General features: G+C 67.7%; 12 protein-coding genes. 3 read left to right on the forward strand and 9 right to left on the reverse strand.

The features are described 5' to 3' along the window. Nucleotides 1–7: 7 nt before the first annotated feature. The 4 genes from U5O44_RS19885 to U5O44_RS19900 form a co-directional block, all read right to left on the reverse strand. Nucleotides 8–1,972, reverse strand: coding sequence for a bifunctional 5-dehydro-2-deoxygluconokinase/5-dehydro-2-deoxyphosphogluconate aldolase (locus U5O44_RS19885; protein ID WP_322590123.1), 1,965 nt, complete (start codon nucleotides 1,970–1,972; stop codon nucleotides 8–10). Next, a complete protein-coding gene (locus U5O44_RS19890; RefSeq protein ID WP_322590124.1) occupies nucleotides 1,969–2,757 on the reverse strand; it encodes an ATP-binding cassette domain-containing protein in 789 nt (262 codons plus the stop codon). Before U5O44_RS19890 ends, U5O44_RS19885 begins: the two co-directional genes overlap by 4 nt. Before the next feature lies 1 nt (nucleotide 2,758). Further along, nucleotides 2,759–3,865: an ABC transporter permease gene (locus U5O44_RS19895; RefSeq protein ID WP_322590125.1), complete on the reverse strand. Its 1,107-nt coding sequence runs from the start codon at nucleotides 3,863–3,865 to the stop codon at nucleotides 2,759–2,761. Between the two features lie 112 nt (nucleotides 3,866–3,977). Continuing rightward, on the reverse strand, nucleotides 3,978–4,910 hold the full coding sequence (locus tag U5O44_RS19900) for a sugar ABC transporter substrate-binding protein (protein ID WP_322590126.1): 933 nt from the start codon (nucleotides 4,908–4,910) through the stop codon (nucleotides 3,978–3,980). A gap of 345 nt (nucleotides 4,911–5,255) precedes the next feature. Between U5O44_RS19900 and U5O44_RS19905 the strand changes: the two genes are divergently transcribed. The 3 genes from U5O44_RS19905 to U5O44_RS19915 all read left to right on the forward strand — a co-directional run bounded on the left by U5O44_RS19905 (nucleotide 5,256) and on the right by U5O44_RS19915 (nucleotide 8,276). After that, the gene (locus U5O44_RS19905; protein ID WP_322590127.1) at nucleotides 5,256–6,035 is read left to right on the forward strand and encodes a TIM barrel protein; all 780 of its coding nucleotides are present in this window, start codon (nucleotides 5,256–5,258) and stop codon (nucleotides 6,033–6,035) included. A 46-nt stretch (nucleotides 6,036–6,081) separates the two neighbouring features. Next, the gene (iolG, locus tag U5O44_RS19910; RefSeq protein ID WP_322590128.1) at nucleotides 6,082–7,068 is read left to right on the forward strand and encodes an inositol 2-dehydrogenase; all 987 of its coding nucleotides are present in this window, start codon (nucleotides 6,082–6,084) and stop codon (nucleotides 7,066–7,068) included. 185 nt (nucleotides 7,069–7,253) lie between these two features. After that, complete coding sequence (locus U5O44_RS19915) at nucleotides 7,254–8,276, forward strand: Gfo/Idh/MocA family protein (protein WP_322590129.1); 1,023 nt, start codon at nucleotides 7,254–7,256, stop codon at nucleotides 8,274–8,276. Nucleotides 8,277–8,464: 188 nt separating this feature from the next. Here the strand turns inward: U5O44_RS19915 and U5O44_RS19920 are convergent, their stop codons facing one another. The 5 genes from U5O44_RS19920 to U5O44_RS19940 all read right to left on the reverse strand — a co-directional run bounded on the left by U5O44_RS19920 (nucleotide 8,465) and on the right by U5O44_RS19940 (nucleotide 16,567). Further along, nucleotides 8,465–8,917 carry a hypothetical protein gene (locus U5O44_RS19920; RefSeq protein WP_322590130.1) on the reverse strand — a complete coding sequence of 151 codons (453 nt, stop codon included), beginning with the start codon at nucleotides 8,915–8,917 and terminating at the stop codon, nucleotides 8,465–8,467. A 2-nt stretch (nucleotides 8,918–8,919) separates the two neighbouring features. Continuing rightward, complete coding sequence (locus tag U5O44_RS19925; protein ID WP_322590131.1) at nucleotides 8,920–10,491, reverse strand: ATP-binding protein; 1,572 nt, start codon at nucleotides 10,489–10,491, stop codon at nucleotides 8,920–8,922. Between the two features lie 135 nt (nucleotides 10,492–10,626). Then, a complete protein-coding gene (locus U5O44_RS19930) occupies nucleotides 10,627–11,817 on the reverse strand; it encodes an ATP-binding protein (RefSeq protein ID WP_322590132.1) in 1,191 nt (396 codons plus the stop codon). Nucleotides 11,818–11,947: 130 nt separating this feature from the next. Then, a complete protein-coding gene (locus U5O44_RS19935) occupies nucleotides 11,948–12,268 on the reverse strand; it encodes a DUF6444 domain-containing protein (protein ID WP_322590133.1) in 321 nt (106 codons plus the stop codon). A 15-nt stretch (nucleotides 12,269–12,283) separates the two neighbouring features. Then, on the reverse strand, nucleotides 12,284–16,567 hold the full coding sequence (locus U5O44_RS19940; RefSeq protein ID WP_322590134.1) for a DEAD/DEAH box helicase: 4,284 nt from the start codon (nucleotides 16,565–16,567) through the stop codon (nucleotides 12,284–12,286). Nucleotides 16,568–16,685: the final 118 nt, after the last annotated feature.

Raw genomic sequence — 16,685 nt, forward strand, 5'->3', positions numbered from 1 at the left:
AAAACGTTTAGGCAGCGGCGCGTTGGGCGGAGTGGCGGTTTCTCCAGGCATCCACCAGCACCGCGAAGTTGCGGGCCACTTCGTCGACGAACGCCGCGTCGTCGATCTCGCCCTTGAACCATTTCAGGGACGCATCGGCCCAGAGGGTACGCCCGACCATGAAGCCTTTGACGATGGGGTTGGTGGCGTTGGCGAAGCTGGCCGCAAGGAAGTCCAGCGGCTGGTTCAGGCCCAGGATCACGGCGCCGCGGCAGTGACGATCCCGCTCGCTGACCAGTGCTGCGAGGTCGCGCCAACCCTGCTGCTGCATGGGCGCCAGTTTCCACCACTCGGGCTTGACGCCCAGGTTGTAGAAGCGCTTGACCGCGCGCAGCACGGCGGCGTCGGCGGTGCCCTCGGGCGTCATGTGTTTGGGCGGGATGATTTCCAGCAGCAACTCGTTGCCGGATGTGCGCGTGGCTTCCCACAGCTCCAGCACGGTCTGTTCCTGTTCCAGGCGCAGCTCGAAATGATCGTCCGGGTGGTAATGCACGAGACACTTGACGACCTGCTCGGTTGGCCAGTGGATCAGCGCGCTACCGATGGAGCGTGTGCCGTCGAAGCGCAGCGGGCGTGAGCCGGGCAGCTCCACCGGGCGGCCCACCCACCAGCCGCGGCCGGTGGCGCTGGCCAGTGCGTCGCGGCCGTAATCGCCGCCGTCGATCAGCACGCCCATGTGGCCCTGCAAGCGGCGGCTGCGCTCGACCTGCTCCGCGGCCTTGACCAGCAGTTGCTTGAGCGCAGGCACTTTCGCATCGCTGGCGCCGGCGGCGCGGGCGATGTCGTAGAACTGGCTGCGGTGGTCAAAGGCCATCACGCACAGGTCTTCCCAGCCCGGGCGCGCGGCCGTCACACGGTGCAGGTGGGCCAGCTGTTCGTTGGCGTCTACTTTCGGATTGCGGTTGCCGCCGAACCAGTGGGCCAGTTCGGCCGGCGTGGGCATGGCGGCGGAACAGGCGTGGCGCGAGACCACGATGGCGCCGCAGGCATTGGCCACCTTGGTGGCCTCGGCCCAGTCCTTGCCCTGTAGCAGGCTGGCCATCAGACCGGAGAGGAAGGCGTCGCCCGCGCCCAGCACGTTGAGCACTTCCACACGCTCGCCACGGTAGGTCGGCGCGGTGTCGATGTCGTCCGGCACGGCGCCCTCGATTACGCAGCAGCCCAGCGCGCCGCGCTTGACCACCAGCGTGGCCTTCGGGCAGAGCGCGCGCACCGCACACAGGCTGGCGATGAGGTCACCGGCCACGCCACCGGCGATGAAGAACTCTTCTTCCGTGCCCACCAGCAGATCGAACAGCGGCAGGCTCTGCTGCAGCTGGCGCGTCACGCCTGCGTCGTCCACAAAACGGTTTTCACCGGCGCCGCGGCCGGTCAGGCCCCACAGCACCGGGCGGTAGTCGATGTCCAGCACGGTCACGGTGCCATGGCGGCGCGCGGCTTGCAGCGCCTTGTGCGCGGCGGCGCGGGTGCCGTCGGTCGAGAGGTGGGTGCCGGTGATGGCCAGCGCGCGGCACTGGGCGATGAAGCCTTCGTCGATGGCGGCGGCGTCCAGTGCCATGTCAGCACAGTTCTCGCGCATGAACAGCAGCGGGAAGGTGTCGCGGTCCTTCAGGCCCAGCAGCACCTGGGCCGTGAGGCGGTCCTTGTCGATCTGCACCTGGCTGGTGTCGCAGCCCTCGGCCTGCAGACGCTCCAGCAGGAAGCGGCCCATCTGCTCGTCGCCGACACGGGAGATCATGGCGCTCTTGCAGCCCAGGCGCGCCACGCCGAAGGCCAGGTTGGCCGAGCTGCCGCCCAGGTACATGGAAAAGCTGCGCGCGTCTTCGAGGCGGCTGCCGAACTGCTGGGCGTAGAGATCGACCGCCAGCCGGCCCAGGCAGGCCAGGTCGTGCGGGCGGTCTCCCGCCGCTTTCAGCGCTTGATGGACATTCATACCGTCCCTCCGAGCGAACCTTCCAGGCTCGCCATTTCCTGCCCGCCGGCCATCAGGTCCTGCAGCTCTTCGGCCTTGATCGCACCGCGCTCGGCGGTGCCCAGGGTCTTGCCACGGTTGAGCACCGTGAAGCGGTCGCCCACGGCCAGGGCGTGGCGCACGTTGTGGGTGATGAACACCACGCCGATGCCCTGCTTGCGCACGCGGTCGATGGTGGCGAGCACGTTGGCGGTCTGGCGCACACCCAGGGCCGAGGTGGGCTCGTCCAGGATCAGCACCTTGGCGCCGAAATACACCGCGCGGGCGATGGCCACCGTCTGGCGTTCGCCACCTGAGAGGGTGCCCACGGCCTGGTCCGGCTCGCGCAGGCGGATGCCCATCTTGTGCATCTGCTCCATGGTCACGGCGTTGGCCTTGTCGATGTCGAAGCGCTTGAACGGACCCCAGCCCAGGGTGGGTTCGCGGCCCATCCAGAAGTTGCGGGTCACCGACATCAGCGGGATCATGGCCAGGTCCTGGAACACGGTGGCGATGCCCGCCGCCATGGCTTCGCGCGGGCTGGTGAACTTCACCGGCTTGCCCTGGACCCGCATCTCGCCGACGCTGGGCAGGTGCACGCCGGACATGGTCTTGATGAAGGTGGATTTGCCGGCGCCGTTGTCGCCCAGCAGGCAGTGGCATTCACCGGCCCGCACGTCGAACGACACACCCGAGAGGGCGATGACGTTGCCGAAGTGCTTTTCGATGCCACGCATTTCGAGCAGGTTGTCGGTGTGTTGGGTCATCTCAACGCTCCCCCGTCACGCGCTTGCGAATGACGTTGTTGAACAGAACGGCCACGAGCAGCATGCCGCCCAGGAACACCAGGTACCAGTCCTGGTCGATGTTGGTGTAGGTCAGGCCGATCATCACGATGCCGAAGATGATGGAGCCGAGAAACGCGCCGATGGCCGAGCCGTAACCGCCCGTGAGCAGGCAGCCGCCGATGACGGCCGCGATGATGGCCTCGAACTCCTTCTGGAAACCGCGGCGCGCGTCGGTGGAGCCGCTGCTGAGCACCGTGATGATGGCCACCAGCGCCGCGCAGCCAGCAGCCAGCATGAACAGGCTGATCTTGACCTTCTTCACCGGCACGCCCGAGTTGATGGCGGCCTTGGGGTCGCCCCCGGCGGCAAAGATCCAGTTGCCCACCGGCGTGCGCAGCAGCACCCAGGTGGCGATCAGGGTGAGCACGACAAACCAGACGATTTCCACCGGCAGCCCCGACACCGTGGGCAGGCCGTTGTCGAACGAAGCGATCCAGCCGGCTTTGGCCATCCAGGCGAACAGGCCTTCCAGCGTGTTGCCGCTGAACAGGCTGACAAAGGTGTGGCCCGCGACCACTTCGTCGATGCCGCGCATCTGGGTCGAACCGCCGGTGGCCCACTTCAGACCGACCAGGCTCAGGCCGCGCAGGATGAACAGGAAGGCCAGCGTCACGATGAAACTGGGCAGTCCGGTGCGCAGCACGATCTGCGCATTGACCCAGCCCAGCGCCACGCCGACGCCGATGGTCAGCAGCACCGCCAGCCCCAGCGGCAGTTGCAGCACCGTGAGTGCCGCGCCGAACACCAGACCGGCGAAGGCCACCATGGAGCCGATGGACAGGTCGAACTCGCCGCCGATCATGAGCAGCGCGGCGCCCAGCGCCAGGATGCCCAGCTGCGCGGCGGGTGTCATGAAGTTGATGAAGCCCGCCAGGCTGAACATGACGGGATCGGCCGTGAACGCGAAGAACAGGCACACGACGATCAGTCCGGCCAGAGCGCCCAGCTCGGGGCGGCGCATGAGGCGGGTGAAGGCAGAAACGGGTTTGAGGCGGTCGTCAGCTAGCGCCGCGGTATTTGATGTCATCGTCGATCCAGTCCGAGGTGCCCTGCGCGGTGCAGGCGAAGTGCCAAACAACGACCTTGACGTGAACGGGCGGGCCATCCGGTGATGGGCCCGCCTTCCTCACCAGGTCTGATTACCGGATGCCCTTGGCGGAGAGGTCGATCACCTGGGCCGCCTTGTCGGCCGTGATCAGGTTCGGGCCCGAGGGCACGTTGCCGCCGGGCATCAGACCGAACTTGGCGTGCAGCGCCAGGAAGTTCACCGACAGGTAGCCCTGCAAGAACTGCTGCTGGTCGATCGCGAAGGCGGCTTCCTTGGCCACCAGAGCCTTCAGGAAACCCGGCGACATATCGAACGTCGCGACACGAATGCTGGCCAGACGACCGGTCGCCTTGGCGGCGGCCAGAGCGGGTTCACCTGCCGTGGCAGCACCCAGCGCCATGATGGTGTCCACTGAGGTGTCCGAATCCAGCGCGGCCTTGACCTTGGCGCGCACTTCCGCCGGTTCGTTGCCCGTCGGCACCACCTTGGACTTGCCGCCGAAGCCGTCGGCAAAGCCCTTGCAGCGCAGGTCCAGCGACACGTTGCCCACTTCCTGGTTCACGCAGATGCCGTTCTTGCCGCCCATGCCCTTGAGCTTTTCGCCGGCAGATTTGCCCGCGTCGTATTCGGACTGGCCCACGTGCAGCAGGGCGCCCAGCTTCTTGGACGCTTCCTGGCCCGAGTTGATGGTGATGACCGGCACACCGGCCTTGACGGCGCGCTCGATGGCGGCACCCAGCGCCGTGGCATCGGGCACCGAGACCACCAGGCCGGCCGGCTTCTGGTTCACGGCGGCATCGATCAGGCGGCTCATGGCCACCATGTCGAAGGTTTCGGGTGCGCGGTAGTTGACCTTGACGCCAGAGTCCTTGGCTGCGGCCTCCACGCCATTTTTGACCACCGACCAGAATGCATCGTTGGCCTGACCGTGGGTCACCACCGCGATGGTCTGGGCCTGCGCCGCAGCGCCAACGAGTGCGACGGCCGCCACAACGGCCTTCAGGGTGCTGTTGCAAACTTTCATGAATGCTCCTCTTGGATGGAAGAAATGATGCAAACCGACAAAAGGCAGATCGCCTACCCAGGACCGAGCGTCGCCAGCGTTGTCTGCCCACTGACGGACTGGATCGGTGCCAAATCTTAGGTTCGATTTGGAAATTATTTTCTTGTGGTTTACACCAGTGCAAAATAATTTCTACAAACGGCACAGTAGCGACCGTGTTCCGTGGCTCTGCCTTCTTTGGCGCTGATTTTTTGAGGGTGACAGCGACTTGATGGGCCAGCGCAGGCAGCGCCAGACGGGTGCAGCGGGATCACATTTCGCCAAATCCAGAATATTTTTTCCAAATCATCCGAAGCTGCTGAACCCATGACCCAACCCTTCCAACTCGCGGCCTGTGCCGAAATGCTGTGGCGCGACCAACCCATGGGCTGGCGTGTCCGGCGCCTGACCGAACTCGGCTTCGGCGTCGGGCTGTGGAACTGGCCCGACCACGATCTGAACGACCTGGAGCGTTCGGGCGCCAGCTTCACCATCATGAACGGCTACCTGCAGGGCCGACTGGCCGACCCGGAAGGCGCCGACATGCTGCTGAAGTCGGCGCATGAGACGGCCCAGGTGGGCAAGCGCCTGGGCGTGGCCCGCCTGAACCTGCACGGCACTGGCCTGGGCGACTTCGGCCTGCCGATCCAGCAACTGGCCGCGTTCTCGCCGGGCATGGAACAGCGGGCGCGCGACACCTTGCACCGCCTCTGCGACATGGCGGAAAAAGAAGGCGTGACCTTCACGCTGGAAAACCTCAACCCGCTCGACCACCCCGGTTGCCCCTTCGGCTCGACTGCCGCCGTGTTGTCGCTGGTGTCGGCGGTGAACCGTCCGCAGCTGCGCATCAACCTCGACCTGTACCACACACAGATCGGCGAAGGCGACGTGATCCGCTGGACCCAGGCCTGCCTGCCCTGGATCGGCGAGGTGCAGGTGGCCGACAACCCTGGACGGTGCGAGCCCGGCACTGGCGAAATGCACTACGGCAATATCGCGCGCGCCTTGCAGGCCATGGGCTATCGCGGCCCGGTGGGCATGGAGGCTTTTGCGTCCGGCGACGCCGAGGCTGCCCTGGCCGCGTTCCGAAGTGCTTTCACCGTTTGAATTTATTGCAACCCGTTTTTTTATGTCCCTCACTGGAGACACACACATGTTGAACATCGGATTGCTCGGCGCAGGTCGCATCGGTAACGTCCACGCCAAGAGCATCACGGCCAACGCACACAGCCGCCTGGTGGCCGTGTCGGACGTGAACGAGCCCGCCGCCCAGACGCTGGCCCAGGTCTACGGCGCCCAGGCCCGCAGCTCGCAGGACATCATTGCCGACCCGTCCATCGACGCGGTGCTGATCGCAACCTCGACCGACACCCACTCCGACCTGATCGAAGCCGCCACCGCGGCCGGCAAGGCGGTGCTGTGCGAGAAGCCGGTGGACCTGAGCCTGGCCCGCGCCCGCGCCTGCCAAGTCGCCGCCGCCAAGAACGGCCGCCCGGTCATGATCGGCTTCAACCGCCGCTTCGACCCCAACTTCGCCGCCCTCAAGGCGCAGTTCGATGCTGGCGCCATCGGCAAGGGCGAGCTGCTGTCCATCACCTCGTTCGACCCGTCGCCACCGCCCGTGGCCTACGTCAAGGTGTCCGGCGGTCTGTTCCGCGACATGGCGATCCACGACTTCGACATGGCCTGCTGGCTCTACGGCGCCACGCCCCAGGCCGTCACCGCCGTGGGCACCAGCATCGTGGATCCGGCCATTGGCGCCGCCGGTGATGTGGACACCGCCGTCATCACGCTGCACTTCGCCGACGGCCGCCTGGCCGTCATCAAGAACAGCCGCCGCGCCGTCTACGGCTACGACCAGCGCATCGAGCTGCTGGGCGCCACCGGCCTGCTGCAAGCGGGCAACGTACTGGAAAACACGCTCACCAAGATCACCACCGACGGCGCCACCAGCGCCAAGCCGGAGTTCTTCTTCCTGGAGCGCTACATGCGCGCCTACGAAGCCGAGTGGAACGCCTTCGTCAACGCGATCCAGAACCAGACCGCGCTGCCGGTCACGCTGGACGACGGCGTGAACGCCCTGGCCGTGGCCGAAGCCGCCACCCAGTCGGCCAAGACCGGCCAGACCGTGGCGCTCTGAGCCCCCGCCGAAACCGGCAGGCCCGCAAGGCCGACATCGCCCTGGTCGTCAAAGACAACGCCACCTTCGGCTTCCGCGTCCTCACCTCCACCATGGGCCTGGCGCAAGGCCTCTTCCGGGCTGGTCAACGTCTCCAGCCTGTGAGGCCAACGCCTTTTCCTTCCCCTCTTTTCTGCGCAATACACATGGCTTCCCACCTCCTCAACGTCGGCATCGCCGGCCTCGGCCGGCTGGGCAAACGCCACGCCGAACAACTCGCCCGCAACACCCCCGGCGCCCGCCTCCTCGCCGCCTGCAGCCCCGTGGCCGCCGAACTCGACTGGGCCCGCAGCGAACTGGGCGTGACCCGCTGCCACGACACGCTGGACGCCATGCTGGCCGACCCGGACATTCACGCCATTGTGCTGGTGACGCCCACCACGCTGCATGCCGACCAGACAACCGCCTGCCTGCGCGCCGGCAAACACGTGTTCGTCGAAAAGCCGCTGTCGCTGGATGTGGCCACCTGTGAAGCGGTCGAGGCCGTCGCGAAGGAGCACCACGGCTTGGTCGCCATGGTTGGCTTCGTGCGCCGCTTTGACCCCAGCTACGCAGAGGCCAAGGCCGCCATCGACCGCGGTGACCTGGGCAAACCTTTCCTGGTGCGCTCGCAGACCTGCGACCAGAACGACGAATCGGGCTTCTTTGTTCGCTTTGCCGAGTCGTCGGGCGGCATCTTCATGGACTGCAGCGTGCATGACATTGATCTGGCGCGCTGGATGCTGGGCAACCCCAAGGCCACGCGCGTGTTCGCCAGCGGCACCATCGCACTGCACCCCGGCCTGGCCGCATGTGGCGACGTGGACAACGGCATGGCCATTGTCGAGTTCGAGGGCGGGCAACGCGCGGTGTTTTACGCCAGCCGCACCATGCCGCACGGCCACGAAACCACCACAGAGGTGATCGGTACCACTGGCACGCTGCAGGTGGGCGTGGGCGCGCACCTCAGCCGTGTGCAGTACCGCAACGCCTACGGTGTGGGCCACCGCGCGCTGCCCGACTTCTTCGCGCGCTTTGGCGATGCCTTCCGGCTGGAAATGGACGCCTTCGTCGCGGCTTGCCGAGGTGAGCGCCCTTCACCACTTACGTTGAACGATGCTACCGAAGCCACTCGAATCGGCCAAGCCATGACCCGGTCGCTACAAAGTGGGAATGCTGAATCCCTGTGAGCCGCTTTAGGGAAGGTCTGCACAAATTGGCGTCGAGCACCTCGGAGCTGATGTAGTAGCGCCAACTCGGCTGGGCCTGCTCGGCGCCAGCGGCCACCGCGCACAGCGCTAACCCTGTGCGCCTGCACTCCACCCTGGGCTATCTCTCCCCGGCTGACTTCGAGCGCCAGTCCGCCTGAACCCGCTTTTTACCTATCGGACTGTCCGAAAAAACTTGACCACGACACCTCGGGGTGAGCGGACTCGCTCAGGCGGGTGTGTGCCGTGGCCGAGAGGGCGAGGGGTGTCTGCGACAGCAGGGTCTCTGCCCGCGCTGGCGGTGCATGGCCGAACGCTTCCACATACAGGTCGATCCACTCGGCCTGCGCATAAAAATCTTCCTCGATGCCAGCGGCGCCGCACTGCGCGGAGCGCCAGTCCTCCAGGGACGGGGCGGTGGTGGTGGCGGCGGCGGTCGGCGCCAAGGTGTCCCGCCGTGCCCCCTGGGCCGGCACGAAGTCCGGCAGCGCGCGCAGCGCCGGCAGCACCACCGCCAGTTTGGTCGCCAGCTCGACCGTGCCGGTCGGCCGCGTCCCCGCGTGTTCGTGCAGCAGCCGGTTCTGCGTGCCGCGTGGACGGCCGCGTGGGCGGTTGGGCGTCACGGTCACCCCGCGAGGGTCTCGACCTCGAACCCCACGATGTTGCGATCCACCCGGCTGAACTCCACGCCGATCAGGTGGACCGGCTCGCCCCGGCCGCGGTACTTCTCGGCATAGCCCCGCTCCCGGATCTGCGCCAAGGCTCTCCCCTGCGGGACCAGCTCCACCACCTTGAACTCGAACACCCACACCGCCCCGCCCGCCAGCACCGTCATGTCGATCCGGCCCTTGTTCGTCGTGTCCTCCACCCGGATGTCCAGCCCCAGCGCGGCGAAGTGGCTGTAGAACACGCTGGCCCAGTAGCCCTCGAACTGCGCGATCGGGTTGTTGCGGTACCAGTCGCTCGGGATGCTGGCGAAGAAGGCGTGGAACAGCTCCCGCAAGGCCGCCACATCGCCGGCCTGCAGCACCCGCCACAGCCGGCTGATCTGCGCCTCGGAGGCGGCCGCATCCCCCATGTAGCGCTTGAGCAGGCTGTCGTTGAGGCTGGCCTCCACCTCCAGGTTCGGGTACTTGAGCGTGAACTCCATGCGCCCCGGGATCGCATGCACCTGGTCGATGGTCAGGTAGCCGGCCTGGAACAGCAGCGCCTCAGGTTGCATGGTGTCCACGTCGAAGGTGGACAGCAGCGCCTCGCTGGCCACGATGCGGCCCAGGTCCGGGGTGAAGATCCGACGCTCGGCCAGCAGGTTGACCAGGAAGGTGGGCGTGCCCGTCTCGAACCAGTAGGGGTGGAACTCGCGCCGGTCGAACAGCCGCAGCACGTCGAAGGGGTTGTAGACACTGGTGCCGCGCCAGTTGTAGCCGTTGTACCAGCGGCGAACCTCATCGCGGTCCAGCCCCGGCAGCTCCGGGGCGAAGACGGTGTCGATGTCCGCGTCGGTGTAGCCGCACAGCGCGCTCCAGCGCGGGTCCAGCGTGATATCGACCAGCTGGTTCAGGCCCGAGAAGATGCTGACCTTGCTGAACTTGGACACGCCCGTCAGGAACACGAACTTCAGGTGCTCGTCGACGTACTTCAGGCTCTCGTACAGCGCCTTGACGCCCTCGCGCATCTGGGCAGCCAGGGGGCGGTCATGGAGGTGGTCGAGGATGGGCTTGTCATATTCGTCCACCAGCACGACCACGGTGGCGCCATGGCGCTCGCGCGTGCGCTGGATCAGCTCACTGAACCGGCCAGAAACGCTCTGGTGCTGGCACTGCACCCCCAGGCGCTTTTCGTTCTCGTCCAGGATCTCGAAGATGCGCTGCTCCAGGCGCTCCGCGCTCCCCAGCCCGCCGCCAGCAAAACTGATGCGGACGACCGGATGGCGATGCGACCAGTCCCAGCGCGTTTCGGCGGCCAGACCCTCGAACAGCGCGCGGTTGCCCTCGAAGAGTTCCTTGAACGTGTCCACCAGCAGGCTCTTGCCGAAGCGCCGGGGACGGCTCAGGAAGAAGTACGAACCCGACTCGATCAGGTCGATCGCCAAACCCGACTTGTCCACGTAGTAGCAGTCCTGGTCGCGCAACTTGGCCAGGGTCTGGATGCCGACGGGCAGCTTCTTGCGGGGCAGCGCGGGGGCGGCGGGGCTCATGGGGCAAGTGTAGTAGGGGGTGAGCGGCTGATCTCCGGGCGATCTCGCTGTGCTACGTCAGCGACAGGAACGAGCCGGCACGCAGGCCGTTGCGTTCTCCCGTCGGGCATGTGGCCACCGAGCGGCCACCTGCACTCAGGTTCGCCAATCTTCGCCGGGCATGATCCGCCGCATGAACTCATCGAACAACGGTACCGTGAACGCGGTGTCACCGTGGCTGGGGCTCCAGATCATGCCTTTGCCAATCAGCGCGCTGCGAACGGGGCCCAGCGAACTGACTTCACGCTTGAGACACTCGGCGATGGCCCCGGATCGATGGGGACCGGGACCCAGTTCGGCCATGGCGCGCAGGTAGCGCTTCTCCTGGGGCGTCAGCCGATCGAAGCGAACTCGGAAGAAGCTCTCGTCGAGCGCCGCCACGGCCGTCGTCGTCGCCTGCTCGACGTCATCGGCCTTGATGGGCGACTCGACAGCGACTTCCCAACTCCGTTGGCCCCATTCCTGGAGGAAGTAGGGATAGCAGCGGGTGTCGGCCAAGATCCGCTCGACGGCGCCGACGGTGATTTCAGCGCCCTCCGCTTCGATGGGCCTGGTGATGGCACGCACCGCTGCGTCCGCGCTGAGCGGGCCAATCTCGGGAAACGTGAACAGGCGTTCGGCGTAGGACTTGGCATTGCCCATGCGCCCGCGCAATTGAGGCAGACCGGCACCCACGAGGAGCACGGGAACCTGTCGCTGGGCGCAGCGGTGCATCGCGGTGATGAGGGCCGCCAACTGGGGTTCGGGCACGTACTGAAGTTCGTCGACGAAGATCACCAGGGCCGTGCCGGCCGCCTTGGCCGCCGCGCCGGCGCTTTCCAGCAGTTCCTGCAGGTCGTGCTCCAGGTCGCCGTTGTCGGCCAGACCGGGCTCGCCTTCGTAGTCCAGACCGACCTCGATGTCGCCGTAGGTGACCTTCAGGGCCTTGGCAAAACCCGCCAGGGCGCGCAGGCTTCGCACGGCCAAGTCCTTGGCATGCGCCAGCTTGCTCAGCCGCAGCAACGCCACGCGCAACTGCGGCGCCAGCAAGGCGGGCAGCGAGCGATCCTCGGGGGCTTCAATGCGGATGGTATGCACGCCCGAGGCCTCCGCGTCGTCACGCATGCGGTCAAGCAGCACCGTCTTGCCTACGCCGCGCAAGCCGACCATCAGCACGCTGCGCGCGGACTTGCCCGCCCGCGTGCGCTCTACAGCGACGCGAACGGTTTCTCGCAGGTCATCGCGACCAGCGAGTTCCGGCGGCGGAGATCCGGCGCCAGGGGCAAAGGGGTTCTTGACGGCGTCCATGCGCCAAGTGTAGGTAATTTAGGCAAGTTATTCAATATCGATAATATCGATCGACCGTCTCTTGCGGGGCGGCGGGGCTGGCGAGACGGCGTGCGCGCCGGGAAGGCGCGCTGAGCCTGCTCAAGGCCTGTCACGTCGACCGGCCGTGGCCGTTCCCACCTCTGTAGAGGCGCCCAAAGCCTTCCGGTACTCCTGCACCTCGGCTTGCACCTGCGCCGGCACGTCGAACACCTGGTGCCCGACCACTGGCCCGGCGCCGTGCCCGGTTGCCGCCGGACCCCGGTCCGTCCGACGACGGTGGCTTCGGCGAGTTGCGTGAGTTCAGCTTCTTGTCCAGCAGCGCACTGACCTGCTCGTGCAGCTTCGCCAGTTCCTGCCCCATCTGCTCGATCACCGCGTGGCATCGCTCCAGCGCCCAAGCCGCAATGTCCTGTTCGTCAAGTGTTCCCATGCCGAGCCTCCGCTTCTACTGATCGCCCTGCATCAACGCCATCAGCTCCTCCGCCCGCAACACCCCCGCGACTTCACTGCCTTCAAGAACGCTGTCCGCCAGCTCCCGTTTGTCCTGGTGCAGCGCCACGATCTTCTCCTCCAGCGTCCCCGCCCGCACCAGCCGGTAGACGGTCACCGGCCGCTGCTGCCCGATGCGGTGGGCGCGGCCGGACGCCTGGTCTTCGGCCGCCGGGTTCCACCACGGGTCGGCGATCACCACATAGTCCGCCACCGTCAGGTTCAGCCCGAAGCCGCCGGCCTTCAGACTGATCAGGAAGAAGTCGCCCTCGCCACCCTGGAACGCAGCGACCCGCTTCGTGCGCTCCAGTGACGGCGTGGAACCATCGAGGTACTGGTAGCGCAGCCCGGCGGCGTCCAGCGGCTCCTTCAGCAGCCCCAGGAAATCGACGAACTGGCTGAACACCAGCGCCTTGTGGCCGTTGGCGGCGAGTTCGGCTGCCAGCTCGCCGAACGCCTTCACCTTGGCGCCGACCAGCTTGATCTCCGGCGTCACCAGCCGCGGGTCACACGCCGCCCGCCGCAGCTTGGTGAGCTGCGCAAGGATGTTCAGGTGCGACTGCCCTGGCTTGTCGTCTTCCATCGCCTTCTCGGCGTCGCGCAGGGCCTGCCGGCGCAGCGCCTCGTAATGCGCGTGTTCGGTCGCGTCGGTGTCCACCAGCATCGTCAGCTCGGTGCGCGGCGGCAGGTCGTCGAGCACCTGCGCCTTGGTGCGGCGCAGGATGAACGGCGCGATCAGCTTGCGCAGCGTGCGCTGCGCCCCCCGATGCCGGTCGCGCTCGATCGGCACCGCGAAGCGCAGGTTGAACGTGCCCATCGTGCCGAGCAGCCCCGGGTTGCACACCCGCATGATCGACCACAGCTCCGACAGCCGGTTCTCGATCGGCGTGCCCGACAGCGCGAGCCGGAAATCCGCGCCCAGCTCATGCACCGCCTGGCTGCGCTTGGCGGTGGCGTTCTTGATCGCCTGCGCCTCGTCGAGCACCAGCGTGTGCCACTGCTGCGCCGCGAAGGCCGCGCCGTTGAGCTGCTGCAACTGGTAGGACACGAGCACCACATCACCCGCCCCCAGCTCGGCCAGCAGCGCATCCCGGTCCCCCTGCGCATCGCCTTGCGCATACGGCAGCAGCCGCAGCGACGGCGCGAACCGCCGCGCCTCGGCCTGCCAGTTGCCGATCAGCGAGGTCGGCGCGACCACCAGCGCCGGCCCGCCCGCCGCCCGCGCCAGCAGCACCGCCAGCGCCTGCAGCGTCTTGCCCAGCCCCATGTCGTCGGCGAGCACGGCGCCCAGCCCCGTCTCGGCCAGCCGCATCGCCCATTGGTAGCCTTCCTCCTGGTACGGCCGCAGCGTGGCCTGCAGCGTGCGCGGCAGCACCGGCTCGAACTGCTGCGCCTCCACCAGCCGGTCGATCCGCTCGCGGAAGGCCTTGTCGCTGTCCAGATCGGCGCCCTTGAGCGTCGTGTCCAGCCAGGCCGCAGCCACCGGCGTCACGCGGGCGGCGTCGGTGCGGTGGATTTCGGCGACGCTGGCGAGTTCGTCGAGCCGGCTGCGCAGCTCCTCCGTCAGCGCCAGATAACGCCCTTCGCCCATCGGGATGAAGCGGCTCTTCTCGCTCGCGCTCCAGTCCAGCAGCCGGCCCAGGCTGACGACGAGCTGCTCGTTCAGCTGGACGCCACCTTGCAGGGCCAGCCATTCCGAGCCGGACTTGACGTTGACCTTCAGCGCCCCGAGGCCGGCGGTGTCGACCCGGATCGCCTTGCCCTTGGGCCAGTCGAGCGCGATCACCGCGTTGAGCGTGTGCAGCCGCTCCAGCAGCGCCAGCGCCTGGTCTGGCTGCTCGATGAGCCACGCGGCCGGCGCATCCGTCAGCGGCGGTGACAGCATCGGGCAGGCGTCCACCGTGATCTCCAGATGCGAGCGCTCGGCGGCGAGGTCGCGCTGCACGCCAAGCGTCTCGTCACCCACCTTGGCGATCATCCGCGCCCGGCCGCTGCCCGGATTGAGCCGCGGCCCGTCCGTTCCGAAGGGCATCACCACCAGCCGCAGCGCCACGCCGTCGCCCTCGGGCGTGAGTTCGGCGCGCAGGCGGGATTCGGCTGGCACGTCGCGGGCGGCGGCGCTGGTGTCGCTGTGGACCTGGAACTGCGCGCCCAGGCTGCGCAGCACCTCCTCCAGCTGCGCCGATGCCGCCTTCGGCACCTCCAGTCCGGCACCGATGAGCTGTGCTGCCCGCATCTGCGCGGCGTTCAGCCGGATGAGCCGGGCGTGCTGCGGCCCGTCGCGCAGGATGGTGAGCACGCGCAGGGCGTCGGCCTCCTTCTGGTCGGCGGCGCTGGTGATCCAGAGCTGCGGCTCCTGGCGCTCGGCTTTGGGGTCGGTCCAGCGCGGCGGCGGCTGCAGGGCTACGCGCAGCCGGTCGCCGAGGTCGGTCACGTCCAGCACCGGGGAGGCCTCCGTCAGCGCCACGGCCACATCCGGCGTGTCATCGAAGGCCACCAGGGGATGGCCGACCAGTGCCACCGCGGCGGCGGCCAGGTCGAAGCGCAGGCTGCGGTCGCGTGCATTGACCCGCAGGGTGCGGGCGACGACAGCGTCGTGCACCGGCAGCGTCTCGTTCTTGCTGAGCTTGAGCAGGGAGGCTTCCTTGGCCTTGCCCCAGCCGCGCAGGCCGCGCTTCTGCTCCATCGGCGTGATGTCGTTGAGTGCGCCGAAGTCGTTGATGGCCAGCACCCAGACCAGCCGTGTCTCGGCCGCGACCACGGTGGTGCCCGCGCCATCACCCGTGCCCCCGCCGGCGATGGCTGCCAGCGCGGACAAGGCGCTGCGCCAGCCTTCGCCTGCCGCCGGTGGCCGGACAAAGAAGCTGGCGGGCGCCGGCCGGGCCTGGAGCACGGCCAGCGCGCCGTCCAGCAGGGCGCGCAGGTCGTGCAGGCCGATGCCGCTGAGGTGCTCGCCCAGGGCTTGCGCGGCGTCCAGGTGACGGGCATTCAGCGGCTCGGCTTCGGGGCGGTCCTTCAGCCAGGCGCGCACCAGCCAGCGGCTCAGGTCGAGCTGGTCGATGTGGCTGCTGCTGCTGTGCGGCGTGAAGGCTTGCAGGTCGCGCCGGGCCTCACCCAGCTTCATCTGGATTGCCAGGGCGAACACGCCCCAGGACGCATCCATCACTGGCTGGCGCTTGCCCCCTTCGGCGAGGCAGAACTTGAGTGCCTTCTGCAGCGCCGCCGGTGTGCCTTGGGCCATCAGCGACAGCGGATAGGCCCAGGCGATGGGCAAGGGCAGCAGTCCCTTGCGCTTGCCGGACAGCAGACGCAGGCGCTCGTGCACGCTGTCGAAGTGTGCGAGGCAGGCCGCCCAGTCGCCGCGCCGGAACAGCCGCACCGCCTCGAAGGCGTCGCGCATCGTCTCCCAGAGCGGGAGGTGGTCGTCGACATCCGGCAGGCCCGAGGGCTCGACCATCGCCTGCAGGGCGGGCGCCATGTCGTCTAGCCGCCCGGTCAGCATCAGGTGCTCGGCGTGCACGATGGGCAGCGCCGTCCGCCGTACCAATGTCTGCAGCACGGGATCGGTCTCGGCCCGCTGGCGCAGGGCCTCGGTCATGGCCAGCACGGGCAGGTGACCAGGGTTGAGCCACTGGTGGTTGAGCAGCGTCAGATTGGCGTGCAGCGATTCGACCTGGAGCTGCGGGTGCAGGCGGGCGAAGAGGGCTTCGTCCAGCACGTCGTGCAAGGCGCGGTCCACCACGTCCGCCCATTCCATGCCCCAGCGGCAGGCCAGCTGCAGCCGCTCCAGCTGCTCCGGGCCCTGGCCGCTGAAGAGCGCCAGCCGGGTCACGGCGCAGGCGAGTTCCATGTTGTCGAAATACCAGTGCGCCGAGCCGAACCGCTGCGCGCCGCGGCTGCTCTCGGCGTCGAGCAGCGCCGTGCGCAGGGTGTCCGGGTCGTTGCGCTGTAGCAGGGCCAGGTAGGTTGCGCTGTGGTGCGCCGGGTTCACGCGCCAGTGGCCCTTGCGGTGGGGGTGCTCCGTGATCCAGCCAGCGGCGGCGAGGGATGCCATGGCTTCGCGCATCTGCTCCCCGGTGTAGCGCTTGCCGTCCCGGTTGCGCCACCCGAGTTCGCTGACCAGCGTGAGCACCCAGGTTCTGGGGCGCCAGGAGCCGCCAAGGGCCAAGGCCTGCAGGACGTCGTGTCCCTCATGTTCGGGGGTGCCGGTTGTGGCTGGGATGGGGGCGGTGGCGTTCATGGGGCTGCATTCTGCCGCGGCCGGGGCGATGTTCCACCCGGTTTGCGGGGGTTGCCGCGGTCCAGCGGATGGTGGCGTGCTGCGCTGGGCGCACCCTGTCAGGTCTCCTGTGCAGGAA

Origin of the sequence: Sphaerotilus sp., from assembly GCF_034519685.1 — a bacterium.
Lineage (GTDB): Bacteria > Pseudomonadota > Gammaproteobacteria > Burkholderiales > Burkholderiaceae_C > Sphaerotilus.

What these genes read in the sequence shown, in the direction of transcription:
- U5O44_RS19885 (WP_322590123.1), bottom strand. Translation starts at nt 1,972, where the DNA reads ATGAATGTCCATCAAGCGCTGAAAGCGGCGGGAGACCGCCCGCACGAC.
- U5O44_RS19890 (WP_322590124.1), bottom strand. Translation starts at nt 2,757, where the DNA reads ATGACCCAACACACCGACAACCTGCTCGAAATGCGTGGCATCGAAAAG.
- U5O44_RS19895 (WP_322590125.1), bottom strand. Translation starts at nt 3,865, where the DNA reads ATGACATCAAATACCGCGGCGCTAGCTGACGACCGCCTCAAACCCGTT.
- U5O44_RS19900 (WP_322590126.1), bottom strand. Translation starts at nt 4,910, where the DNA reads ATGAAAGTTTGCAACAGCACCCTGAAGGCCGTTGTGGCGGCCGTCGCA.
- U5O44_RS19905 (WP_322590127.1), top strand. Translation starts at nt 5,256, where the DNA reads ATGACCCAACCCTTCCAACTCGCGGCCTGTGCCGAAATGCTGTGGCGC.
- iolG (WP_322590128.1), top strand. Translation starts at nt 6,082, where the DNA reads ATGTTGAACATCGGATTGCTCGGCGCAGGTCGCATCGGTAACGTCCAC.
- U5O44_RS19915 (WP_322590129.1), top strand. Translation starts at nt 7,254, where the DNA reads ATGGCTTCCCACCTCCTCAACGTCGGCATCGCCGGCCTCGGCCGGCTG.
- U5O44_RS19925 (WP_322590131.1), bottom strand. Translation starts at nt 10,491, where the DNA reads ATGAGCCCCGCCGCCCCCGCGCTGCCCCGCAAGAAGCTGCCCGTCGGC.
- U5O44_RS19930 (WP_322590132.1), bottom strand. Translation starts at nt 11,817, where the DNA reads ATGGACGCCGTCAAGAACCCCTTTGCCCCTGGCGCCGGATCTCCGCCG.
- U5O44_RS19935 (WP_322590133.1), bottom strand. Translation starts at nt 12,268, where the DNA reads ATGGGAACACTTGACGAACAGGACATTGCGGCTTGGGCGCTGGAGCGA.
- U5O44_RS19940 (WP_322590134.1), bottom strand. Translation starts at nt 16,567, where the DNA reads ATGAACGCCACCGCCCCCATCCCAGCCACAACCGGCACCCCCGAACAT.